19 protein-coding genes are annotated in these 23,890 nt (G+C 59.7%); 4 read left to right on the forward strand and 15 right to left on the reverse strand.

Going from position 1 to position 23,890, the window contains the following annotated elements; all coding sequences use genetic code 11:
- Nucleotides 1-38: 38 nt before the first annotated feature.
- The 4 genes from ACOYA6_RS16975 to ACOYA6_RS16990 form a co-directional block, all read right to left on the reverse strand.
- Nucleotides 39-8,648: a two-partner secretion domain-containing protein gene (locus ACOYA6_RS16975; RefSeq protein WP_422655053.1), complete on the reverse strand. Its 8,610-nt coding sequence runs from the start codon at nt 8,646-8,648 to the stop codon at nt 39-41.
- Entirely contained in the window at nt 8,641-9,189 is a 549-nt protein-coding gene (locus tag ACOYA6_RS16980) for a toxin-activating lysine-acyltransferase (RefSeq protein ID WP_039030020.1), read from the reverse strand. The genes ACOYA6_RS16975 and ACOYA6_RS16980 overlap by 8 nt, the downstream gene beginning before the upstream one ends.
- Entirely contained in the window at nt 9,189-10,868 is a 1,680-nt protein-coding gene (locus tag ACOYA6_RS16985) for a ShlB/FhaC/HecB family hemolysin secretion/activation protein (protein ID WP_422655054.1), read from the reverse strand. Before ACOYA6_RS16985 ends, ACOYA6_RS16980 begins: the two co-directional genes overlap by 1 nt.
- Nucleotides 10,869-11,088: 220 nt before the next feature.
- On the reverse strand, nt 11,089-11,481 hold the full coding sequence (locus tag ACOYA6_RS16990; protein ID WP_039030022.1) for a YdeI family stress tolerance OB fold protein: 393 nt from the start codon (nt 11,479-11,481) through the stop codon (nt 11,089-11,091).
- Nucleotides 11,482-11,623: 142 nt separating this feature from the next.
- Between ACOYA6_RS16990 and ACOYA6_RS16995 the strand changes: the two genes are divergently transcribed.
- The 4 genes from ACOYA6_RS16995 to ACOYA6_RS17010 are packed head-to-tail and all read left to right on the forward strand — an operon-like array spanning nt 11,624 to nt 14,110.
- Nucleotides 11,624-12,130, forward strand: coding sequence for a hypothetical protein (locus ACOYA6_RS16995; protein ID WP_422655055.1), 507 nt, complete (start codon nt 11,624-11,626; stop codon nt 12,128-12,130).
- Between the two features lie 9 nt (nt 12,131-12,139).
- Nucleotides 12,140-12,592, forward strand: coding sequence for a DUF421 domain-containing protein (locus ACOYA6_RS17000; RefSeq protein WP_138370602.1), 453 nt, complete (start codon nt 12,140-12,142; stop codon nt 12,590-12,592).
- Nucleotides 12,589-13,113 carry a 2-oxo-tetronate isomerase gene (locus tag ACOYA6_RS17005; protein ID WP_039030025.1) on the forward strand — a complete coding sequence of 175 codons (525 nt, stop codon included), beginning with the start codon at nt 12,589-12,591 and terminating at the stop codon, nt 13,111-13,113. The genes ACOYA6_RS17000 and ACOYA6_RS17005 overlap by 4 nt, the downstream gene beginning before the upstream one ends.
- A gap of 10 nt (nt 13,114-13,123) precedes the next feature.
- The gene (locus ACOYA6_RS17010; protein WP_422655056.1) at nt 13,124-14,110 is read left to right on the forward strand and encodes an SDR family oxidoreductase; all 987 of its coding nucleotides are present in this window, start codon (nt 13,124-13,126) and stop codon (nt 14,108-14,110) included.
- A 317-nt stretch (nt 14,111-14,427) separates the two neighbouring features.
- Here the strand turns inward: ACOYA6_RS17010 and cydB are convergent, their stop codons facing one another.
- The 11 genes from cydB to ACOYA6_RS17065 all read right to left on the reverse strand — a co-directional run bounded on the left by cydB (nt 14,428) and on the right by ACOYA6_RS17065 (nt 23,886).
- Nucleotides 14,428-15,438, reverse strand: a complete 1,011-nt coding sequence (cydB, locus tag ACOYA6_RS17015; RefSeq protein WP_039030027.1) for a cytochrome d ubiquinol oxidase subunit II — start codon at nt 15,436-15,438, stop codon at nt 14,428-14,430.
- Nucleotides 15,438-16,841 (reverse strand): cytochrome ubiquinol oxidase subunit I, encoded by a 1,404-nt coding sequence (locus tag ACOYA6_RS17020; RefSeq protein ID WP_039030028.1) that lies wholly within the window; start codon nt 16,839-16,841, stop codon nt 15,438-15,440. The genes cydB and ACOYA6_RS17020 overlap by 1 nt, the downstream gene beginning before the upstream one ends.
- 67 nt (nt 16,842-16,908) lie before the next feature.
- Nucleotides 16,909-17,781 carry a manganese catalase family protein gene (locus tag ACOYA6_RS17025; protein ID WP_138370603.1) on the reverse strand — a complete coding sequence of 291 codons (873 nt, stop codon included), beginning with the start codon at nt 17,779-17,781 and terminating at the stop codon, nt 16,909-16,911.
- 15 nt (nt 17,782-17,796) lie between these two features.
- Nucleotides 17,797-18,303: a ferritin-like domain-containing protein gene (locus ACOYA6_RS17030; RefSeq protein ID WP_039030030.1), complete on the reverse strand. Its 507-nt coding sequence runs from the start codon at nt 18,301-18,303 to the stop codon at nt 17,797-17,799.
- Nucleotides 18,304-18,334: 31 nt separating this feature from the next.
- Nucleotides 18,335-18,829 carry a YciE/YciF ferroxidase family protein gene (locus tag ACOYA6_RS17035; RefSeq protein WP_039030031.1) on the reverse strand — a complete coding sequence of 165 codons (495 nt, stop codon included), beginning with the start codon at nt 18,827-18,829 and terminating at the stop codon, nt 18,335-18,337.
- A gap of 91 nt (nt 18,830-18,920) precedes the next feature.
- On the reverse strand, nt 18,921-19,103 hold the full coding sequence (locus ACOYA6_RS17040) for a con-10 family general stress protein (RefSeq protein WP_039030032.1): 183 nt from the start codon (nt 19,101-19,103) through the stop codon (nt 18,921-18,923).
- 663 nt (nt 19,104-19,766) lie between these two features.
- Entirely contained in the window at nt 19,767-20,648 is an 882-nt protein-coding gene (locus ACOYA6_RS17045) for a PhzF family phenazine biosynthesis protein (RefSeq protein WP_223074795.1), read from the reverse strand.
- 9 nt (nt 20,649-20,657) lie between these two features.
- Nucleotides 20,658-21,281, reverse strand: a complete 624-nt coding sequence (locus ACOYA6_RS17050) for an NUDIX hydrolase (protein WP_052246184.1) — start codon at nt 21,279-21,281, stop codon at nt 20,658-20,660.
- A 71-nt stretch (nt 21,282-21,352) separates the two neighbouring features.
- Nucleotides 21,353-22,039: an RluA family pseudouridine synthase gene (locus ACOYA6_RS17055; RefSeq protein WP_422655057.1), complete on the reverse strand. Its 687-nt coding sequence runs from the start codon at nt 22,037-22,039 to the stop codon at nt 21,353-21,355.
- A gap of 42 nt (nt 22,040-22,081) precedes the next feature.
- A complete protein-coding gene (locus ACOYA6_RS17060) occupies nt 22,082-23,317 on the reverse strand; it encodes an MFS transporter (protein WP_422655058.1) in 1,236 nt (411 codons plus the stop codon).
- 89 nt (nt 23,318-23,406) lie between these two features.
- Nucleotides 23,407-23,886 (reverse strand): DMT family transporter, encoded by a 480-nt coding sequence (locus tag ACOYA6_RS17065; protein WP_422655059.1) that lies wholly within the window; start codon nt 23,884-23,886, stop codon nt 23,407-23,409.
- Nucleotides 23,887-23,890 lie beyond the last annotated feature (4 nt).

Consider the following 23,890-nt stretch of genomic DNA (forward strand, 5'->3'; position numbering starts at 1 on the left):
CTATCGCACAGCACAGGTAAACAAGGTTAATAAATGATTTAGTGCTGTTTTTCATTCTTACTATCGCTCTCTTTCAGCTTGTCTGAAACCATACCCGACATTGCAGAGTCCCCTGCGTTACCCAGTATTGAAGGTAACGGGTGTTGTGGTACAGGCTTGGTGATTGTCCAGACGCCTGTTGGAACCCACTCGTACTGTTTTGATACCGGATTGAAGATTTTATCAAACGGCACTTTGATCAAGTTCCCTGTAGCAAAACCTGCAGAGGCACCCGCTTTACTCAGTAAAGCCGCGAGCATAGGATCGTCGCCATTGATTTTAGCCTGATAGTAACCACCTGCTGCGTTCCATGTCACGGTTGGGTTGTAGCCTTTACCCGCAGTGATCGCCCCGATAATGCCGGACCCAATGAGATCGGCAAGTTTGACTTCACCCGTTGTCTTGTACTGAATACCCGCGCCTAAACCGACACCCACGCCCACAGCGATAAGCTGCTCTTTGCTGTTGTTTACGGCGTTGGTCAGAATTGCCCGACCGCCCATGACGATCACCGGCCAGGAGGTAGGATCCATAACCACAGACAGAACGCGATCTCCCGTGGTGATATTGTCCTGCAGGAATTTCAGGTCCGCGCCGTTCAGATAATTCACCAGTGCTGCCGCCGTCGGATCTTTGAGTTTTTCATCCAGGCGGAACTGGCCCGGCTGCGGATCGTTGGCCACGTTAGTCGAGGCCTGGATCAGCTCCTGCCAGGTGACACAGGTCACTCCTCCGCCAGTACAGGCGTCCACAAGTTCTTTACTTTTCTCATTACTGATTGCCAGGTACTTCTCAACCACTTTCATGCAGTCACCGCCGGAGGCTTTACACTCCAGCAGCTCTTTATCCAACTGGCGAGCTTCCGCCGTACTCAAATAGTTATTCTCAACCGTCGTTTTACCCGCCTGCGCTCCCGCCACAGCAGAGGCAGAGCTGTCGCCCACCAGCCCGCCGGACAAGCCCGCCGCCAGCGTTGCCAGCGCAGAGACCGTCTGCTTCTCGGTTTCGTCCAGCTCGTCGGCAGATTTGCCGTACATCTCGGTGGCGATCATCCCCACCAGCTCGCCCGTGGCGGCACCGGCGGCTCCCGCCAGCGCGTCCTGACCCTGGGCGGCGGCCAGCGCGGCGTTGACCACCGCGTGGGCCGCGACTTTGCCCGCGTCGTTCAGACCGCTATAGTGACCAATCACCTCCGCCACGTACGGCGCGGCACCGCCCGCGAGGGCCGCACTGAGATCGCTCCCGGCCAGCCCCTGAACCGCCGCCGTCGCCGCCTGGATCGCCTGCTGATACTGCCCGCCGGTGCCAAAGCCGGAGGCGCTGAGCGCGTCGTTATAGGTGGTCTGATAGATCTGGCCGTTGATGTCTTCAAGAGTCGCGGTTTTGCCCGGATTGGCTTTTTCCCACGCCGCTTTCGCCTCCTGCAGATCCTGGGCGTTGACGTTTTTCAGCTTCTCTTTCGCCGCGTTGGTGGCGCGGATGCTCCCCTCGGTGCGGGCAATATCCGCCACCTGATTGCCAATCTCGCCGATGAGCTGCGCCTGCTGGAGTCGCTCCTGCTCTTTCTCTTTATCGAAGATAGGGGAGAGCGTCTGGTTGGCGTGCTCCACGTCGCGGCTGAGCTGATTCACATCCTGAACCTGACGATCCTGATTGCGGATAATCAGGGTGCCGTCAGATACCGCCGCGTGGGTGGTGCTGCTGTCGTGCCCGTCGCGGTTAGCGCCCACCAGCAGGCCGTTAGCCATATTCCCGGCAAACTGGCTGCCGATGCTCCCCCCGGTGCTCATGCCCGCGCTCTGGTGTTCCACTTCGAAATCGGCGCGGTTCTCAATATCGCTAAAGCCAATGGTGCCGGTATCGAGACGGTTTTTATCGGCGGTCGCCGTGGAGCCAATCACCGCCCCGTTGAGTTGGGTATGTTCGCTCACGGTCACGTCGTAGCCGCCTTTCCCGGCGAAGATCCCGGTCTGTTCCACGACAGAGTCGTAGTTGCTGTGCATCTTGTCGCGGCTGAGGTTGACGCTGGCCGAGCCGGTCATAGAGCCGATGCTGAAGCTGCCCCCCGCGCTGGCGTTCTGCTGTTTTGAATCGTAGCGATCGCTGTCCTGCTCGGAGGTGAGCGTCAGGTTGCGGCCGATGTCCGCTTTCACCGTCTCGCCGCTCACCTGCGCGCCGGTCAGGGTGGCGTCGCGTCCGGTGAGGATATTCACCTGGCGGCCCGCGTCCACGGTGGTTTCGCTGTGGGTGGTGCCGTTGCCGCTCTCATTGCCTTTGCCACGGTTGACGCTGGCGGAGATGTTCAGGCCAAAGCCGCCGGAGCCCACGCCGATGCCGACCCCCACGCTGCCGCCCTTGCTCTCGTTTTTGCCGTCCAGCAGCTGGGTGTTTTGCGCCGAGCGCAGATAGAGATCGCGGTTGGCGGCGAGAGTCAGGTCGTTGCCCGCTTTCAACTGGCTGCCTTCCACGGTCAGATCCCCGTCCACGCCGCGCTCGCCGCTGCCTGTGGCGATCACGCTGAGATCGCGCCCGGCGTTCAGGGTGCTGCCCTGCGCGGTGTTCTGCTCGCTTGTCTGGGTCGATTTCGACGACTGGCTGCCGTAAGAGAGGCTGATACCCACGGTGTTGGTGTTGCCAGCGTCCGCGCCCTGGGCCTGATCCATCCGTGCGGCCTGCGCGGCCTGCACGCCGGAGAGCGCCGCCTTCACGCCCTGCAACGCCTGCAGACGGCCGCTGCCGGAGGATTTCGCCTGCTGGGAGGCCTCGACGGCGCTGTTCAGCGCGCTGCCGACGGTGCCGGAGAGCGCCAGGGTCAGGCCGGAGGTTTTCTGTTCCACCTCGTGAGTTTGCTGGCTGCGGTTGTTCACCGCCGTAATATCGACATTTTTGCCGCTGAGGGTCATATCCTGACCGGCCACCAGATCCGAGCCGCTCACCGTCAGGCGATCCCCCGCCTGCAGGGTCAGATCGCCGTTGACGCTGCCTACGGTGCTGCCCGCCTGGGTCGCGTCCGCCCCGGTGTCGGTGGTTTTGATGCTCTGGGTGCCGACGCTAAAGCCGATCCCGCCCGAGCTCAGCAGCCCCGATTTTTTCTCCTGCTTCTGATGCAGTTCGTTATTGCGTTCGGCCTGGGTCTCTACGCTCAGGTTGTTGCCTGCCAGCAGGGCGACATCGCCGGTACCGGCCACGTTGCTGCCGCGCACGGTGAGATCGTTTCCGGCGGTGAGGTTTACCCTGTCGCCGTTCAGCTCGCTGCTCTGCACCGTCTGACGCGCGATCTGGTCGCGGGTGGTGGTGGTGGTTTTCGACAGGAAGCCGTTACCGCCCACCACTTTGTGCCGCTCGTCCAGCTCCTGGGTATTCTCACCCGCCGCGAGGGTCAGGTTATTCCCGGCGCTGACGTTCAGCGCCTGCCCGGCGGAGAGGGCAGCGGCGCGGGCGTTGAGGTCGTTGCCCGCCGCCAGGGTCACGTCGCCTTTGCCGGTCACTTCGCTGCCGACGGTTTGGGTCTGCCCCTGCTTCAGGCTGTTGTCGGCATCCCACACCAGGTTATCGCGGCTGGCGGTCTGCACCGTGCTGAGGTTCATGTCGCGCCCGGCCACCAGCTGGGCGTTACCGTTCTCGCCGCTGGCGATCACCTGCGCGCCGGTCAGGTTAATATCCCGCCCGGACTGCAGCGCCAGTTTGCCGTCGTCACCCTGGACGTAAATGCCCGACACGCTGTCGATGGTGGTGCGGGCGAAGCTGTTCTCACCGTTGACGCTGGACGCGCTGGTGGTGGTGCTGGTGAGGTTGATGTCGCGCCCGGCGCTCGCCAGCAGGCTGCTGTCGCCCACCATCGCGCCGCCGAGGTTGTTGATATCGGTGCGGGCGTTGAGGTTAACGTCCGCCCCCTGAATGGTGCCGGTCTGGTTGGTGATGTTGTCGGCGTCGATCTGCAGCACTTTGCGCCCGGCAATCGTCCCACGGTTAAAGAGGTCGCCGTTGAGCTTGATCGAGACGTTGTTCCCGGCAATCAGCGCCCCGGAGCCGTCAATATCGCCCGCTTTCACTTTGGCGTAGACCTGCGGCACCAGCACGTTCTCCATCGAACCGTCCGGCATTTTCACCCGGGTGTTCACCAGCCAGACGATATCCCCGGTCAGCAGCGCCATCTGCGCTGGCGTCAGCGCCACGCCGATCTTCAGGTCGTACTGCTTGCCGAAGGTGATGCCGCGATCCATCAGGGCCTTGTACTGCTCTTCGTCATTGTTGTAGCCGTCCAGATAGCGCTGGCCGGTGATGCCGATCACCTGCTCGCGGATCAGGCGCTGCTCGTAGTAGCCATCCCCCAGCCGTTTCTGGGTCATGTCGCCATCGGTGGTAAAGGCGTCCTGCATATAGTCGCTGCCGAGCCACTGGCGCTCGTTGGTGAAGCGCGGATCGGTCTCCACCAGATACGGCACCTCCGCCGACGGGTTCACCTTAAACAGGCTGTTGTCCGGCAGGGTGGTATTCGGGCCGATAATGCGGATCGCGCCGTCGGCCGGGGTCACTTCAAACTGCTGACCGGCAGGCGGCGTCACCGGCTCGCCCGGCGAGACGGTCTGCTGCGGCGCAGGGGTAACGCCCGCGGCCTGACCAATCGCCACGTCCGTACCCGGCAGTACCAGCGGGGTGATGCTGAGGTTGCTGCCCTCGACACTGCCGTTGCTGACCAGCTGGCCCGGCTTCAGGGAGATGCTCTGAATGGTGGTCGGCGGAGTATAGGCGGTGCGATCGCGCCCCTGCTCATCGTCGCCTTTGTGACGAATGCGGTAGTAGTGGGTGACGGTGCCCTCATCGGTGGTAAAGCGCTGGCCGGTCACGTCATCGTTCTGCACGCTGCCCAACTGGTCAATCGCCAGGGTGCCGCCGGCGATCACCTGGCTCTTGTCGTTAAACAGCTTGTCGCCGGTCAGGAGCAGGTTGCCCCCGGCGAGGATCTTCGCCGGGTCGCTCTCTTTGATGCGCGTTTCGTCAATCGTGCGGGTGTAGTCGTACTGGTTGAAATTGTCGTTGCCGTGGCCGGAGCGCTCCGGGGTGTTGAGGTTTTTCAGGCCGTCAGACGAGTTGTCATCCACCCAGACGCCGTTCTCCGTCGAGCTCCAGCGGTTGGTTGACCCGGAGTGCTGATAATCCGTCAGCTCCTCCTCGGAGACCCGCACCACCTCGGTGGAGAAGCGATCGTTGATGTTGTTGATCTGCCCGGCGGCAATCGCCATATCCCCGGCAGATTCGATGGTCGAGCTGTGGTTATTGATCGTGCCCGCGCGGCCGGTGACGGCGCCGTTGTCGTCCAGCGCGCCGCCGATGCTCATGCTGCCCGCGCTGTAGATCAGGGCGTGGTCGGCGTTGTTCAGGGTCTGCACGCCCAGGCTCACGTGCTCGCGTCCGGCCAGCGTTGCGGCGGTGCCGTTTTCGGCGAGGTTGTTAAAGGTATCCACATTGATCCCCACCGCATCGCCGTAGATCCGCCCGGTGCCGGTGTTGGTCAGGGTGTTGGCGTTGATGCGGGTGGCGATCCCGTCGATCAGGCCCCGGTTAACCAGGGTGCCTGCGGTATTCAGGGTGGTGCTTCCGGCGTTGATTTCACCGCTGGCGAGGTTATTCAGGTTCTCGCTCTGCACGTTAAGGGCGCTGCCCGCCATCAGCTGGCCGCTGTTGGTGAGATCGCCGTCGATGGTGAAGCTCAGGTTGCCGTTGGCAAGGGTGGTGCCACTGTTGTTCACGCCGCTGGTGCTGTGAAGGGTCATATCCCCCAGCGACAGCAGCTGGCCGCTGGCGTCCAGCGACGCCGCCTCCACGCTCAGGTTCTCACCCGCCTTGAGGGTACCCCCGGCGTTGATCAGCTTCAGCCCGTCACCGCTCAGGCTCAGGGTTTCGCCTGACGCCAGCGCCCCGGCGCTGTTGTTCAGCACGCCGCGGGTGTGAATGTTCAGCGCGTGATTAGCCAGGATGCTGCCGCTCTGGTTATCCAGCGTGTCGGTGTTGAGGGTCAGGCTCTGCCCCTCCAGCCCCTGATTGCTACCGAGGGTGGTGTGGTTAACAAAGTTCAGGGCATTCAGGGTCACGCTTTTGCCGCTGCGGATAAGCCCGGAGACGTTATCCACGGTTCCCCGGGCGCTGTCGAGGAGCAGATCGCCCACCGACTGGATTTGCCCGCCGCCGTTTTGCAGGTTGGTGGTGTGCAGGTCGGTATCGGTCTCGCCAATGATGCGCCCGCCGTTGCGGTTATCGAGTTCGGTGGCCGCGATATCCGCCGCGCCGCTCGCCGCCAGGGTGCCCGCCTGGTTATCGAGCCTGTCCGCCGAGAGGTTCAGCGCCCCCAGGCTGTTGAGGGTGCCAGAGGCATTATCCAGCGAGCCGGTGGTGACGTTGATCCCATCGCCCTGCAGCACGCCGCGCGCGTTGATGAGCTGCGAGGTGCCCAGCGACAGGCTGTCTGTCGCCGCCAGCTGCCCGGCGGCGTTATTCAGCGTGCCGCCGTTGAAACTGAGGCTGTCGCCGGAGAAGGTGGTGCCGTGGCGGTTGTCCAGCAGGCCGCCGGACAGGGTCATGGCCCCGACCGATTTCAGCGCGCCGCCGTCGTTGCTCAGGGCGTCGAAGCTGGCGCTTAAGCTCTGGTTAGCGCCGATCTGACCGTCGGTGTTGTCGATGTTCCCGGCGCGCAGGCTAAAGTCGCCGTCGCTCGCCAGGAAACCGCTCTGGTTATTCAGGGCACCGCTCTCCACGCTCAGCCCGCCCTGAGAGAGCAGGGAGCCGGAACGGTTATCAAACTCGCCGCCGTTGAGGGCCAGGGTTGCGCCGTCGGCGACAATCACCCCCTGCTGGTTGTTCAGGCTCCCGGCGCTGATGCGCTGGGTTTTCGCCGCCTCGATGCGGCCTCTGGCGTTGTTGACGGCCTGCTGGCTGGTAATCTCACCGTCACCCGCCGCGGCGGAGATCAGCCCCTGCTGGTTGTTGAGCGTGTCGGCGTTGAGACGGGTAGTGCCCGCCACCGCCACGATCTGCCCGGCGGTGTTGTCGAGCGTCGCCGCCTTCAGCTGCACGCCGTTTGCTGCGCCAATCTGCCCCTGCTGGTTATCGAGATTGCCCGGCAGATCCACCCGCAGGGCGTCGCTGCCGCGCTGGACGATTTTGCCCTTCTGGTTGTTGAGGTCGTGAGCGCTGACGTTAATCGTCTCCGCGCTCAGGCTACCGCCGCTGTTGTTGAGCAACTTCCCGCTGCGGATAGTCAGTTCGCTGGCGTTCACCTTCGCGCTGGCGGTGTTCACATCCCCCGCGCCGCCGTCCAGCAGCAGGCGTTTGCCCTGGGCCTGGCCGCCGCTGACGTCCACTCCCTGACCGCTGGCGCTGAGATTGCCTCCCGCCAGGGTTTGCCCGTGCGCGCTCAGCTGGCCGCTGGTGCTCAGCTCCAGATCGCCCGCATCGGCGAAGGTGCCGTCGCTCTTCACCCCGGCGGCGAGCACGCTCTGCTGGCTGCCGGTGAGGCTGGCCGCGTTCGCCCGGACGTTACTGGCGGCGGTGATTACGCCGCTGTTGTTGAGTTCGCCTGCGGTTTGCAGGCTGGCGCTCTCTGCCGCCCGCACGGTGCCGCTGTTCTCGATGCGCCCGTCGGCGGAGATGGTCACGCTGCCCGCCTGAGCGCCGATGGCTCCGGCGTTACGCACCCCGACGCCGCGCTCGGTGCCCACCATGCGGATCTTGCCCGCATACATGCCGCCGAGGCTGGCCACGTCCACCGCCAGCTGCGGGCGGGTGGCCGGATCGTCGCTGCCTTTTTCGATGACCTCGTGGGCGGCATCTACCTTGTTGCGCCCGGTAGTCACCTTCAGGTCGTTGGCCCACAGTCCGGCATTCACCTTCACCGAGCGGGCGATGATGTCGGTGTAGTCCGCGCCGGAGGTATCCATCCCCGCGCCGTCGACCACCACTTCGCCGCGCTCGACGTTAAACCCGGTCAGCGCGCCGTCTTTCATCTGCGGCTGGCCGGTGGTGAGGGTGGCGCGGTTGGCGTTAATAAAGCCGCAGCCGCTACAGGTGATGCCCGACGGGTTGGCGATCACCACCTGGGCTTTTTTACCCGCCACTTCGATCATGCCGTTCAGCTTGCTCGGGTCGCGGGAGCTCACCTCGTTGAGGATCACCTTGGCTTCGCCTTTCGCCAGCCACGGGTTGCCCGCCACCATGCCGCCGAGGTTGGTCTGCACGTTTTTATGCGAGTTGTTGAGGATCGCCCCTTTCTGATCTACGTCGAACTGGGTGTAGTTGTTGCGCGACACCCCGGCGCTGGACGGGGTCTGGATATTGACCTGCGGCGTGCCGTTGGCGCTGTTAATTACCATCGGCTGCTGGTTTTTGGGCGCACCGGCGTCGGCCACGATATTGGCCTGCGCCGTCTGCACCGCCCCCATCGCCAGCCACAGGCTGAAGCTCAGGGCGCTCACCTTGCCGATAAGCTGGCTGTGGGTATGACCGATGCCGGAAGAACGGGACGAACCGGCGCGGCCGGAGCGGGCAATATCTGCCACCACCATCAGCATGCCGCGCGCTTTGTTAAAGACAATTCGGTACAGGTTCTTATTCATGGTTCGTTCCTTTAAACGCTTCCGGCAGGCGCACAGCTAGCGGGTGATTCTGTTGCCACTCTCTGGCATGTTGAGGGCTGACGTGACTGCCGTGGAACAGCATCACGCGCTTGCCACGCTCCGCGCCCCGGTGATACAGGGCACGACAGACGTGGTCGGGGAAGATGTCGCGGCGCATCAGGTTATACATCGCGGCGGTGTGGCCGAAGGGGGCGATCCAGTCGCAGAACCAGATCCGATCCCCGCTGTCCCAGTCCGCTTCTTTCATTTCGATAGCGGGGCGGGTGAGGTAGCGGGCTTCCGCCTCCTCGTTCAGCCAGGCCCAGCTGAGGAAAAAGATCGGCCGGCCGTTTTCGCTCACCAGCACGTACTGGCGGCGCTTGATGATCGGCAGCAGCAGGGTGGGCAGGGCGTGCAGGGGCGCATCCCGGTGCATCGGGGAGTGCATCCACAGCCAGACGGTAGCGCCCAGCACCTCGGCCTCGCTCTCTTCTCCGCCGAGGATCAGCGGCGCTTTGATATCCAGATTGCCGACGCGCATCACCAGCTCCAGTTGAGGTTAAAGCCGAGCGTCAGATCGCTGGTTTCAAAGCCGTCCGGCTTAGAGAACGGCGTGCCGGCGAACAGGTCGTAGCCGGTGTTAAAGGCATTGCCGCGCAGGCCCGCCACGCCGCCCGCCAGGTGTCTACCCACCTGCAGATCGGAGCTGTAACCGCCCACTTCGCCGTAGTCGGCACCCAGGTAGAACTCCTGGTTCGGCAGCGGCGTGCGCCAGGCGATATCGTTACGCACGTACCAGCCGTGGCTGGCGCTCAGGGTGCGCTCGCCGTCAAAACCGCGCACCGTCCAGCGGTTGCCGATGGCGAACTGATCCTGCGGCGTCAGCGGCGTGTTGCTGATCTGGCGCAGGTACTGCACGTTATAGCGGAAGTTTTGCGTGCCGATGGCAAACGGCAGGTCGAGCTGGGCGCTCAACAGGGTAATTTTGCTGAGCGCCGTGGCATCGCCCCAGTACTCTTCCGGTGCAGGCTGTGCGCCGAACCAGCGGGTGCCGCGCTGATAGCTGATGCCCGCGTCCAGGGTCGCCTGGCCGATGTAGTGGCGATGATCCAGCCCGATGCGCCAGGCCGCGGTCTGACGGCGCTGGACGCCCACTTCGGTATCGTCGATATAGTTGCGGGTTTCTCGCGCCAGCACGTCCCAGGTAAAGGTGGTCTTTTGCGAGCCGCTGCGGTGCAGCACCCGGCTGAGCTGAACGTCGAGATTTTTACTTTTACCGCTGTAGCGATAGTCCTCGTTCAGGCCGGCGACGGTCTGGTGGTAGTCGTAGTCGCTGCCGGTGACGCCCAGCAGCCAGTAGCCAAAGGGCACCGAGTAGTGGGCGGTGACGTTTTTGCTGCCTTTGCCGCCCTTGTCATTCAGATCGTGGCTGGCGGAGACATAGAGCAGATCGCTCAGGGAGAAGGGGTTATCCAGCGACAGGGTCACGCCGCCCTGGTAACGCCCGGTGGTTTCGGTTCCGGCGTCGTCCAGCGACAGGCCGATGCGCCACATTTTGCTCTGCTTACGGGTGATGACCACATCGGTCTCGCCCGGGTTTTCGCCAGGCACCAGCTCCATATTGGCCTCGACCGTCGGCAGGCGCTGCAGGTTTTCCAGCCCCTGTTCAATATCGCGCAGATCCAGCAGCTCCCCTTCATGCGCCGGGAAGGCGCTGTACAGCTGGATATAGTCGTCGCTCTCTGGCGTCAGTTTTACCTGGCGGACGGTGCCCGGCACGATGGCAAGCTTCAGGGTGCCGCTTTTCAGATCCTGAGACGGGGCCAGCACGCGGGTGGTGATCCAGCCGTGGTCGACGATGCGGTTCTGCATCGTGCTCATCAGCAGATTAATCCCTTTGCCGCCCAGACAGCGCCCCCGGGCCTGATCCGCGATACGCTGCAGCGGCACCCAGTGGGGCAGGGCCTCCTGACCGCTCAGCTCGACGCGGTTGATCGGGAAGCAGGGGGTTTCGGTCAGAAAGGCAATTCTGCCAAAGCCGGAGGCGGGCTCAGAAAGACGCACGTCCGGCACCGGCGGGGTTAATTGCTGCTCCAGGGCTCTCTGGCGCTGTTGCTGAATAATGAATTGATTATCCGGCGGCGCGGCATGGGCAGGGAGAATTAAAGGCAGGCCAGCGGCTGTCGCTATTATTATGGCGATATTGTGTCGGGCGATCATCGGCGAATCCGTGCTGTGTAAGCAAAGTGAATACAATGTGAATTTGTGTAAAATTGTTTAAGTATTAGGGCGGGAATGAAAGGGGGATTAATCCTAAAGCCCGGAATTATCCGAGTTTGAGGCTCCTTAAATCTGGTAGGTTCAGGCGTGGAGAATATATAACGCAGGTTTCTCGTGGATATCGGGAAATATCCACGGGAAACTTAAGTGAAATTTATGGCTATTTCTGAATGCGGTCGACGCGAACCACCGGAGGCGAAGATTTTTTGTCCAGGCTGCCGTTAATGCTGATCATATTATCGGGCTGGACCTTGCGGCCATCAAATACCGCCTGGGGAATAATGGTATCAATGGTGCCGGTTTTATCGCGGAATTTAAATTTGTCGCCGCCGGAGCCGTCAATAAGATTACCGCGCAGGGAAATGGTTGCCCCGTCGTGCATCTCTTTTGCCTGCTCTACGGTCATGGTTCGGGCATCCTCGGTGCCGCGGTAACCGTCATCCAGCGCGTGCGGTGGAGGAGGGGCAGTATCTTTCTTCAGTCCACCGTTATCATCGGCATAGGCTGCCGGAATTATTAGACAACACAATAAGGGTGCGACGGATAATTTCATACGACCTCCTTGGTTTAGCCTGCTTGACAGATTAAGCCTGGTTGCTATTTTTTATTTTGCAAACAGGAACTGTCTTAATCAAATTTATCGATAAAAATCATCTGGCTGCATAATATTAATTAACGAGACGGTGAGGTGATATATGGCAAAAGCAAAAGAAAATCCCCCCGCTTTGCCCGGCGTGAAACAAAGCCATGCCGCCCTGCAGTTTGAATACGATGCCCACCGCTTCGGTTTTGTTCTGTTATTACTCATTATTGCCGCTGCGCTGCTGGGGCTTTTTTCCGGCGGCTATTTTAGCGAGGCGACAAAAAGCAGCGCTGAAAATAGCCTGCAGGTGGAATATCAGCGTTTTGGCCGATTGCAAACCCCCGTCGAGTTAAAAATTACCGTTCCGGGCGCGGATCCTGCCCCGCTGACGCTGCGCATTGGCGGCGACTATATGGCGCGTATTCAGACCGATAATATCTGGCCGCAGCCCGACGCAATGTACATCGAGGGCGGGGAGATGGTGCTGGTTTATCAGAAGCCGCGCCGGGATTTTACCGTCTGGCTTTACACCACGCCGCATCGCCCCGGTAAAACCAATACCTCTGTGACGGTCAATAATCAACCGGCTCTCTCTTTCTGGCAATTTATCTATCCCTAAGGCAACAGTATGGAAATGATACTCAGGGCGGTGGCGATTTATCTGATTTTGCTGGTGGTATTTAAAATTGCCGGGAGACGGGCGCTGCTGCAAATGACCAGCTTCGATCTTATTCTGTTGTTAATTATCAGCGAAGCCACCCAGCAGGCGCTGCTGGGAGACGATTTTTCCGTCACCGGCGCCATGCTCACCATTATTACGCTGGTGGTGGTGGATATGCTTTTCGGCATGGTGAAAAAATATATTTCCGGTGCGGAATCGGTGCTCGATGGCTCCCCGGTTATTCTGGTGGTTCACGGTGAATTGCAAAACGAAAAATTAAAAAAGGTCGATGTTTCCTGCGACGATATTCTGGTCTCTGCCCGTCAGAATCATGGCATAACGGAACTGAAAAAAATTAAATACGCCATACTTGAACGTAATGGTCATATTTCGATTGTTCCTGAAGAGAGTGCATCATGAAAGACAATATCTGGAACCAGGCTAAAACCACCAAGGAGCTCACAAGCCAGGTTGCCACCGTTCTGATCGACCTGGGCTGGCTGCTTACCACGGCGGAGTCCTGCACCGGCGGCAATCTGGCTTCGGCGCTGTGCGCAGAAGAGGATACCGCCTCGTTCTTTGGTACCGGCGTGGTCACCTTTAACAATGAAGCCAAGCACAAGGTGCTGGGCGTCAGTAACGCCACCCTTGAAAAATACACCGCCGTCAGCAGCCAGACGGTGGGCGAGATGGCCGAAGGGGCGCTGAAGCTTGCCGACGCCGATATCAGCATTGCCATCAGCGGTTATGCCGGACCGGACGGCGGTGAGGATGGTACTCCGGCAGGCACCGTCTGGTTTGGCTGGTGTTTTCACGGCGAAGTCACCACCGCCGTACAGCACTTCACCGGCGAGTGTGAAGACGTAATTGAGAAAGCGGTTCGCTATGCGCTTTCCGAACTGTTGCGGCAGATCCCGCACTGGAAAAAGCAACTGCATTAAGGAGAGCGTGATGAGCGTTGTGGTGATCACCGGAGCGACGGCTGGCGTAGGCAAAGCTACGGCGCTGCGATTTGCAGAGGCGGGTTATGACGTGGGGATTATCGCCCGCGATGACCACAGCCTGGAGGTGGCGCGGGGCGAAATCGAACATTACGGCGTAAAGTGCCACGCGGTAAACGCCGATGTGGCGGACGCGTCGGCTATTATGGCGGCGGCGAACGAATTCGAGCAGCAGCTCGGGGCGATCGACGTGTGGGTCAATAACGCCATGTGCGGGGTACTGGCGCCGTTTCGCACCATGAACGACGACGAGTTTCGTCGGGTCACGGACGTTACCTATCTCGGCTACGTCAACGGCACCCGGGCGGCGCTGGCGGTAATGACCCCGCGGGATACCGGGCAGATTATCCAGGTCGGCTCCGCGCTGGCCTACCGCTCGATTCCGCTCCAGTCGGCCTACTGCGGGGCAAAAGCGGCAATTCGCGGCTTTACCGACGCCGTGCGCACAGAGCTTATCCACGAGAGGATAAACATTCAGCTATCGATGGTGCAGATGCCGGGGCTCAACACGCCGCAGTTTAACTGGGCGCGGAATAAGTTTGCCTTCGCCATGCGCCCGGTCGCGCCGGTCTACGAACCGGAGGTGGCCGCCGAGGCGATTTTCAACGTCACCCGGCGTCCGGTGCGGGAGCTATGGGTTGGGCGCAGCACCGTGCAGGCGATTATCGGCCAGTTCCTGTTCCCCGGTTTTCTCGACCGGCTGATGGTGAAAAAGGCGTGGGAAGGGCAGATGACCAGCGAGCTCAATCCTCCCGGGCGGCAGGATGACCTTTCCGCCCCGGTTAGCGGTATGCATCAGGTGCACGGACGGTTCTCCAGCGAGGCCAGAACCCGCGCCACGGCCATCACCTCCGGCGTGCCGGGGAAAGTGCTGCTGGGTAGCGCCGCGCTGGCGGGGCTGCTGCTGGTCGGCAGGCTTATTACACGGCGGAAATAAATTTGTTCTCTCCTGGTGGGTAAATATTGGCGCGGTCGGCTCCCTCTCCTCTTTGGGGAGAGGGCTGGGGTGAGGGGAACATGCGGATGAGGTGGTGGTTCCGTTCACCTTAGGTTCCTGCCGGTGTGAAATGCCGGGGGCGCTTCGCTTGCCCGGCCTACAAGGTCTAAAGTTTTGTAGGCCGGGTGCGGCCTGATGCCCTCACCCCGGCCCTCTCCCACTGGGAGAGGGTGCAAACACTAAAAACGGCAACTTGAGTTGCCGTTTTGCATTTACCTCCGCCACCCGGCGTTTTATTGCGCGCAATGCCGCTATGCTTAATGATACCCCTCGGTATCCGTCACCTTGCCGCGAAACACGTAATAGCTCCAGGCGGTGTAGACCAGAATCAGCGGGATAATCAGCAGCGTTCCCACCAGCATAAACAGCTGGCTGGACGGCGGTGCGGCGGCGTCCCAGATGGTGATGCGCGGCGGAATAATATTCGGCCACAGGCTGATGCCCAGCCCGCTAAAGCCGAGGAAGATCAGCCCGAGCGTCAGAATAAACGGCCGGGTATGGCTGTGCGGGTTGCGGGTGAGTCGCCAGATCCACAGCCCGAAGAGCCCCACCAGCAGCGGCACCGGCAGGAAGTAAAAGAAGTTTGGCAACGTGAACCAGCGGTCGGCCACGAACTGCCAGCCGAGCGGCGTCCAGATGCTCACCACCGCCACCACGCCCAGCAGCGCCAGCAGCACGCGGCGGGTCAGATCGCGCATATGGTTCTGCAGCGCCCCTTCGCTTTTCATGATGAGCCAGGTCGTGCCCAGCAGGGTGTAGGCCACCATCAGCCCCAGGCCGCAAAAGAGATTAAACGGCGTCAGCCAGTCCAGCGCCGAACCGGCAAAGCGGCGGCCTTCGACGTCAAAGCCGTTAATCATCGCCCCGACCACAATCCCCTGGCTGAAGGTCGCCAGCAGCGAGCCGCCAGCGAAGGAGTAATCCCAGAAGGCGCGGTGCGACGGCGTGGCCTTAAAACGAAACTCGAACGCCACCCCGCGGAAGATCAGGCCGATCAGCATGGCGGTCAGGGGGATCGTCAGGGCATCGATGATCACCGCATAGGCCAGCGGGAAGGCGCCAAACAGCCCTGCGCCCCCCAGCACCAGCCAGGTTTCGTTTCCGTCCCATACCGGAGCGACGCTGTTGACCATCACGTCGCGGGCCTCCGGGTCGCGCTCAAAGTAGAAGAGCATGCCGATACCCAAATCGAAACCATCCATAATGATGTACATCAGGGTGGCGAAAACGATGATCGCAAACCAGATGACTGAGATATCGACGCCCATTACAGTTTCTCCTCTTCCGGTACCGGTTCTGCCGCCGAGAGCGGACGTGCCGGTCTGCCGTCGGTCTTCACTGAGAGGTTGTCGACAGGCTGCGGTCCCTTTTTAATCAACCGCACCAGATAGACGAGCCCCACGCCGAACACCGAGCAGTAGACAACGATAAACGCCAGCAGGCTGATGCTCATTTGTAACGTGCTGTGCAGCGACACCGCGTCAATGGTGCGCAGATAGCCATATACCACCCACGGCTGGCGGCCCACTTCGGTAGTGATCCAGCCCGCCAGGATCGCCAGCACGCCAGCAGGCCCCATGCTGAGGGCAAACCAGTGGAACGGTCGGGAGTGGTACAGTCGGCGACGGCGGCGCAGCCACAGGCTGGTGACCCCCATCAGGATCATCAGCAGCCCCAGGCCCACCATCACGCGGAACGACCAGAAGACGATGAGCGAGTTGGGCCGCTCATCTTTCGGGAAATCCTTCAGGGCCGGAACCTGCTTGTCCAGGCTGTGAGTGAGGATCAGGCTGCCAAGCGCCGGGATCTCCAGCCCGTACTTCGTGCGCTCCTCCTCCATATCCGGCACGCCAAACAGCAGCAGCGGCGTAGCCTCGCCGGGCGGATTTTCCCAGTGGCCCTCGATGGCGGCAATTTTAGCCGGCTGGTGTTCGAGGGTGTTCAGGCCATGCATATCCCCGACAAAGGCCTGGATCGGCGCGACCAGCAGCGCCATCCACAGCGCCATCGAGAACATCTTGCGCACCGCCGGGGTGTCATTGCCGCGCAGCAGGTGCCACGCCCCGGAGGCACCGACAAACAGGGCGCTGCTGAGGAAAGCGGCGATAGACATGTGGATCAGGCGATACGGGAAGGAGGGGTTAAAGATGATGGCGAACCAGTCTTCCGGGATCACCTGACCGTTCTCAATGCTGAAGCCCTGCGGGGTGTGCATCCAGCTGTTGGAGGCGAGGATCCAGAAGGTGGACATCAAGGTGCCCAGCGCCACCATGCAGGTGGCAAAAAAGTGCAGGCCGGGCCCGACCTTGTTCCAGCCAAACAGCATCACGCCGAGGAATCCCGCTTCAAGGAAGAAGGCGGTGAGCACTTCATAGGTGAGCAGCGGGCCGGTGATGCTCCCGGCAAACTGGGAGAAGCCGCTCCAGTTGGTACCAAACTGATAGGCCATCACCAGGCCGGAGACCACGCCCATCCCGAAGTTAACGGCAAAGATTTTTAACCAGAAGTGGTACAGCGAGCGCCAGACGTCGTTTTTGGTCCTCAGCCACATCCCCTCCAGCACCACCAGATAACTGGCAAGGCCGATGGTTAACGCCGGAAAGATAATGTGAAATGAGACTGTGAAGGCGAACTGAAGCCTGGCGAGATGAAACGCATCGAGTTCCAGCATCGTTATCCCCTGTCAGCGAAATGCCCCGTAAGAAACGGGGCATCGTGGTACTGCTTATCGGGCAGGGTTACGGTTTTTTCTTTCCGGCACCCAGCTCAGCGCCAGTGAGTGGATCGGCTTTCGGATCCGACTCGGTGCGTTTCGCCATCGCTTTGAGCAGAGCAGTCTGCTCCTTCGAGAGCTTGACCTGAGCACTGCCGTCTCCACCGTCAACGGCGGGTTGCGGATCGGCAACGTACTCAAAGTTTTCATCGCTATTCCAGCTGCCGCGAAGATCGTCACCTGCAGACATATTGTAGTAGGTGGTCGCATATTGTTCGATTGGCGGCAGTTTCCCCGGTGGGAAATTGTTGCGAATCGATTGCAATGCTTTCTCAAACGAGAGCTGGTGCGCGGCTTCACGGGTCATCAGGAACGCGAGGGCATCTTTTACCCCGACATCGTCGGTGACGTTGATCAGGCGTTCGTAGATGATCTTAGCGCGCGCTTCCGCCGCGATATTCGAGCGTAAATCGGCTGTGGCTTCCCCAATGGTGTCGACGTAAGCTGCGGTCCAGGGTACGCCAGCGGAGTTGGTCAGCGATGGCCCGCCCCCGTACAGCAGGGAGGTAATGTGGCTGTCGTTGCCGTTGGCCGTCAGCGAGCGGTACAGTTCCGCTTCGCTTTCCGTCCCCTCGGCCAGCTCGCCTTTGGCGCCTTTATTCAGCATGCCGACCAGCGTGCCGATGATCTCAAGGTGGCTGAGCTCTTCGGTGGCGATATCCATCAGCATCTCTCTGCGGCCCGGATCGTCATCGCCCAGCCCCTGTGTGAAGTAACGGCAGGCGGCGGCCAGCTCGCCCTGAGGGCCGCCAAACTGCTCAAGCAGCAGGTTTGCCAGGCCTGGATTAGGCTCGGCAACGCGGACGGTGTACTGCAACTGCTTTACGTGTCGAAACATAGGCTCACTCCTGAGTTATTTTTTTGCTTCCACGCCGTCTGCATCTGAACGCAGCAGGAACTGTTCAGTAGTGTCAGGGATATGCTGGATCAGCCAGTCGGCCATGCGCTGCTCTTCCGCGAGGATGGATTCGATGGCAGGGATCGACGCCACGTCCCCGGCTTTTCTCGCCGCGGCCAGCAGGGAGGTGTAGCAGGCAATTTCGAACTGCTCGAAAACGTAGCCGCTGATAGAGCCTTTCACAATTTCATCGGACGTCATCATGCCGCCCATCGACTGACCGAACGCCATCATTTTGCTCATGGAGTCTTTAATAACCGAGCGGGAAATATCGTTACGGTCGAGGATCTCTTCCAGCAGGGTAATCTGATGTTTGGTTTCAGAAATATGTTGCTCAATTCGGGCGCGTACATCAGGGTAATTATCGATGCGGCTCGCCATTGATTCGAGCATAGATTCGGCTTGCTTTTCCATGGCGTGAGCATCGCGTAGCCAGTCATGGTAGTGTTCTACGTGATTCATATTTTCTTCCTCGGGTTCGGTTAATTCAGACTTACTTTTCTGCTTTCTGGTTAATATTACCGACAGCCAGATCGGTGAGTTTAAGATCGGTGGATTTCTCTTCTTCCAGCGTCTCGGCTAATAATTTCACTGCCTGGGTATAGCCTAATTGCTCTGCCAGGGTGGCGAGCGTGCCGTAACTGGCAATTTCGTAGTGTTCGACTTTTTGCGCCGCTGCGATCAAGGCCGCATCGCGCACTTCGTTTTTCTCTGTGCTTTCAATGACTTCATTGGCTTCTTCGATTAAGCCTTCCATCGCCACACACTTCATTCTTTTCAGTTTAAGGTTTGGCGTTTTTTCCACTACCTGATCGATACGTTCAATCTGGCCGTGGGTCTCTTCCAGGTGCGCTTTAAACGCAGCGCTTAATTCAGGGCTGGACGCTTCGCGGGACAATTTAGCCAGCGCGCGGGTAAGCTGTTTTTCTGCACTGTAGGTATCGGATAGTAAATGAATAAAAACATCCTCTATACTTTTCATATTCATAAATTTTCTCCAGTGACGTAAAAATTCTGCGAGCCCGCGGACTCGCAGATTTCCGATTAAAGTGAAGAACAGGCTTTAATAATGAGATTAATTAAGAGTTGTCAGACTTACGTCCGCCGCCATGGCTGTGCTGACCACCCTTTTTACCTGCTTCGGAAGCACGCTGCGGATCGTTTTTGAAATTACCGCCGCTCTGCGGTCCGCTTTTCTTACCCGTATCTGAGGCTCTTTCACGATCCTGCGAAGAATTACCTGAACCACGTTGCTCTGCCATATTATGTTTCCTCGTTTACATCATTTATGTCAGTTAAGATACGTTGGTATTCGTATCCGTTGTCGTTCAGGATTAAATTTAGCCCCTATTTTCGAAGAGTCAAACTGGCTTTTTTAAATAATATCCTTTTCATTTTAAGATTTAACTGAAAATAACGCTTCGTTTGTTTTATAAATATTTACCGCCAAGGTGATGTAAACAAACGACCTTCCGACACTTCTGCTTTTTCGCTTTTTTTATGTTTCGCTGAAACGGGCGAGTCCAGGCGTGACGGGGCTCTTTACGCAAGTTTACAAATGGGTCATCGAGCGTATAGTGCATATTAATTAGATGTACTTGGGAATAATCTTAATTGGTTTTTTATATATTATTAGTCGCCCTGTTGATTGGCTGAAAAATAATCATGCGAAGCGGCGGTGTATATTATGTATGGATTACAGTCACTCATGAAAATGCTACTTCTAAGAGAGTAAACGAAGGGGGAGGAAATAATGGGCCCGCTCACGGATGTGCCACAACGCTACGCCACAGACTGCGCCTTTTTCTTCGCCAGCATCTCTGCACCGGACCGCCTGATTGCCCCATGGCGCTGCGCCTGGAGGGTCAAAAGCCCTTGTAGGCCGGGTAAGGCGCAGCCGCCACCCGGCAATGGCTGGCACAAGGTTACAACCTGAACGTCCCTTCCATGGTGATAACGCAGCTGCCGCCCACGCGTACAACGGCCTTTCCGGATGAGGCATCAAACCCTGAACGGAGCACGCTGGCCCGGCCCATATCCACCCCCTGGTTGACCGCAAGAGAGAGCGTGGTTTTATCCTGATGCAGTGCCAGCAGAGCGGTTACCGCTGCGGTGGCGCTGCCGGTCGCCGGATCTTCCGTCATCCGGGGCGTGAACATCCGCGCCTGAATATCGCCCTGTTCACCGGCATCCTTATCCAGGGTATAGGCATAAATCGAGACTGCGCCATCAAGCGGCAGTATCGCGCGAAATCCCTGTAAATTCGGCACGCAGCGGCGAAGCGCATCCCGTGTCGCAAGCTCGGCCACCAGAAACGGCAGGCCAACCGACGCGACAACCGGGTTATGAACTTCGGTGCGGATATCCTCTGCCGTTAACGACAGGCAGGCGGCGACCTGTTCCGGGCGGACTTCTGAGCGACAGGATAAGGCTTCCGGCACAAGTAACTCCGCGCCCGTCACCGTGCCGTTCTCTTTTAACAGCCTGACGGGAACCAGACCCGCAATCTCCTCGAACAGCAGCGTGTCAGGCAGCGACGGATCACAGGTTGCCAGCACATAAGCCGTACCGACGTTAGGATGGCCCGCGAAAGGAATTTCACGCGAGGGGGTAAAAATCCGCACCCGCGCCGTGTGGGCAGCATCCTCCGGCGGCAGCACAAAGGTCGTTTCGCTGTAGCCAAACTCCACGGCGATCCGCTGCATTTGCTCTGTGCTCAGATCTTCTGCATCTAAAACAACCGCGACGGGATTGCCCAGGAAGGGTTGATCGGTAAATACATCAGCAACGGCATAGCGTCTTTTCATTAGTCAGCCTCAGTCAAACCAGGTCGGGCGATCGCTGGTGGCGATCGCCATACTCACTTCCAGCTCTTCCGCCACAATTCTCGTCAGCGATAAATCGGGCAGTTCATTAATGTCAAAGAACCCGATGCCGGTGGTTTCGTGATTTACCGCCAGGCTGCCGCCGGTCTCTTCACACAAAAAGATGAGCTTGTAGACATGCCATGGCAGGGGCGGATGGCCATGCAGATTGCGGTCCCAGACGCCGAGCAGTTTGGTGGCCTTAACCTCAAGCCCCGTCTCTTCGGCAACCTCCCGGCAGACGGCGGTGGAAGGGGTGTCGCCCACATCCGCCCAGCCGCCGGGCAGGCTCCACAGGCCGTCTTCCGCTTCCCGGACCATCAGCAGCTTGCCGTCACGCAGAATAAAGGCGCGGACATCCGTTTTCGGGGTGGCGTAACCGGACTCGGTGACGTGATGCAGCGTCTCGCCGTCGATCTTAAAGCGCGTCCCGACAAGCTCGGTAGCGATCTGGCGCAGCGCCTCATAGCGCTCCTGGTCAAACACATCTCTGGAATAGGTCAATCCGGTCTGGGCAATGGCGTTCAGTTTCTGAAACAGGGTGTTGATATCGTTATCTTTCAGCGCTTCTGGCATTGTTTTTTACCTGGGTTATGCAGAGGACATCTCACCATATCAGCTAACCCCGTGTTTCAAAAACGCAGATATCAGAACGGACTGGCATTATGAACGTGAACAGCCTTCCCGCTCACCGGATGCGCAAACCGAAGCTCGCTGGCGTGCAGCATCAGGCGCGGCGTGTTTTCTGTACCGGGCATCAGCAAACCGCCGTACAGATCGCAGCCTAAAATCGGGTGGCCCAGCTCCCGGCAGTGAATGCGCAGCTGGTGGGTGCGCCCGGTCTCAGGCGTCAATTCCACCCGCGTCACCGGCACGCCTCCCTGATGATAAAAACGCTCAGTGACCCGATAGCGGGAGCGGGCCGGCTTGCCGTGAAGGGCGCAAATCGACATCAAGGGGAACAGCGCCGGATCTTTGGCAATCGGCGCGTCTATCACCCCTTCGTCGTCAGGCAGATGCCCGCAGAGCAGGGCGGTGTAAATTTTCGTCACGCTGCGCTGGCTGAACTGCTGGCAGAGGGCGGCGTTGATCGCCTTGTTGCGGGCAATCACCATCAGCCCGGAGGTGCCAAAATCGAGGCGATGCACCAGAGTGCAGCCGGGGAAGATCTGTACCAGCCGGTGATGCACCGAATCGAGGTTTTGCGGGTTTTTGCCCGACAGGCTGAGCAGCCCGCTGGGCTTATTGATCAGCACCAGATGCTCGTCCTGCCAGAGTGTTTCTATTTCCTCATGGCAGGGCGGGGCAATAAAATTATCGATAATCACAGGCATCAGGCTGACCGCAGAAACAAAGGGGAGACGGATGATACCCCATTACGTATGCGATTTAATCTGTGACCTGTTGTCGAGCTGTCTGATGGCAGGCACAAGGCTGGCGGCCACGGTGGCAAGAACCACCGCACAGGCCGCAACCAGCAGCACCCTGCTGGTGCCGTACTGCTGCGCCAGCGGCCCGGCGATCAGCTCCCCGAAGGGGATCGCCACAAACGAACCCACCGCATCGTAGGCATACACGCGTGCCAGCTTGTCCTGCGGAATGTGGGTTTGCAGGGAGTGGGCCCAGGCGACGCCAAAGAGGCCAAACGTCACCCCGGCGATAAAGAACGCGGCAATCAGCCAGGGCGTGGAAGGGAGCTGGCTCAGCATGAAAATGGGCAGGGCGCAGAACGACACCAGCAGCACGCCGATGAACAGATCCCGGCGCGGACGCCAGCGCAGGGCAAGCGACGATCCCACGATCAGACCAATGCTCTGGGCCGCAACAATAATCCCCCAGTGCGCCCGGCCAAAAGAGGTATCCGCGATCACCGGCCCGAGCACCATCATCACCCCGCTAAAGGCGGCGTTGATAATGGTGAACTGCACGACAATCGACCACACCCACGCCCGGCTGATGAACTCCTTCCAGCCCTCTTTTAAATCCTGAAGCATGTTGCTTTGAGGGGAATGAGCCTCGATAGCGGTGACGCGGATCAGCAGGTAGAGCGGCGCAGCGGCGGCGAACCCCAGCGCATCAATGGCAAGCCCCCAGCCCGGCCCGACGGAGCCGATCAGCACCCCGCCCAGCGACGCGCCGATCACCGTCCCGCTGTAAACACCGAGCTGAATAAAGGCGTTGGCTTCCCGCAGGCTCTTGCCGGGAACCGTCTGGGGCACAAGGGCGGAGGAGGCTGGCAGGGTGATACCGGCGGCGGCGCCGTTTACCGCGCCGAGGAGGGTCAGACTCATAACCGTGGCGGAACCGTCCAGCACCGACCAGGCCACAACCGCCTGCGAGAGGGCGGCCACCAACGAAGACGAGACCAGCACCCGGCTGCGGGAATAGCGGTCCGCTAATACGCCGCCCAGTAGCAGAAACAGGACGTTAAAAATGGAGCGGGACGCCACGACGATCCCTAAATCAGAGGCCGAGCCGCCGATATCCAGTACCGCAAACGCCAGCGCGATAGGGGCGATACCGTTGCCGAGTACGGTGAGAAAACGAGCCGCAAAAAGATGGCGAAAGGCGGAATAGTGAAAAGCACGCGCGCGTTTATTATCGGTTTTCATGGTGTTAATGGCTGCGGAATGAGGGGAAGTACTATAAATGACCTGAATGGCAAAAACACCTGCCTGCATTTCCCCTCATCGCCGCCTGCTTAACTACGCGTGTCCACCGTGGTCTTCTCTTCCGCTTTTTGCGTGCTGCTGGAGTAGATAAACCACAGCGCAAGTCCCAGACAGACCACGGCCCCCAGGCGGCTCATCGAAAAAGGGATAGCCGCATTGCCCAGCCAGCCAAAATTGTCGATCAGCATGCTCATGGTCAGCTGGCCGAAGATCACCGCCACCGTGGCGACGGCGGTCCCGATCCGCTGCACGGCCAGCACCATAATCACGATATAGGGCACGCCGAGCAGGGCGCCAAGCAACTGCCATTTCGGCACGTCCATCAGCGTGACGGCATGCGGGGTTTCAAAGAAGACGATCAGCAGGGCGGTGATAAGCGCGCCGACGGAAAAGGTCAGGAATGCGCTTTTGAACACGCCCACTTTGCTGCCCAGCTGTCCGTTGATGGCGGCCTGAACGCTCAGCGTGGCGCCGCCAATCACCGCCAGAATAATCATGATAAATGTCATAGTG

Origin of the sequence: Leclercia barmai, assembly GCF_049312895.1 — a bacterium.
Taxonomy (GTDB): Bacteria; Pseudomonadota; Gammaproteobacteria; order Enterobacterales; family Enterobacteriaceae; genus Enterobacter; species Enterobacter barmai.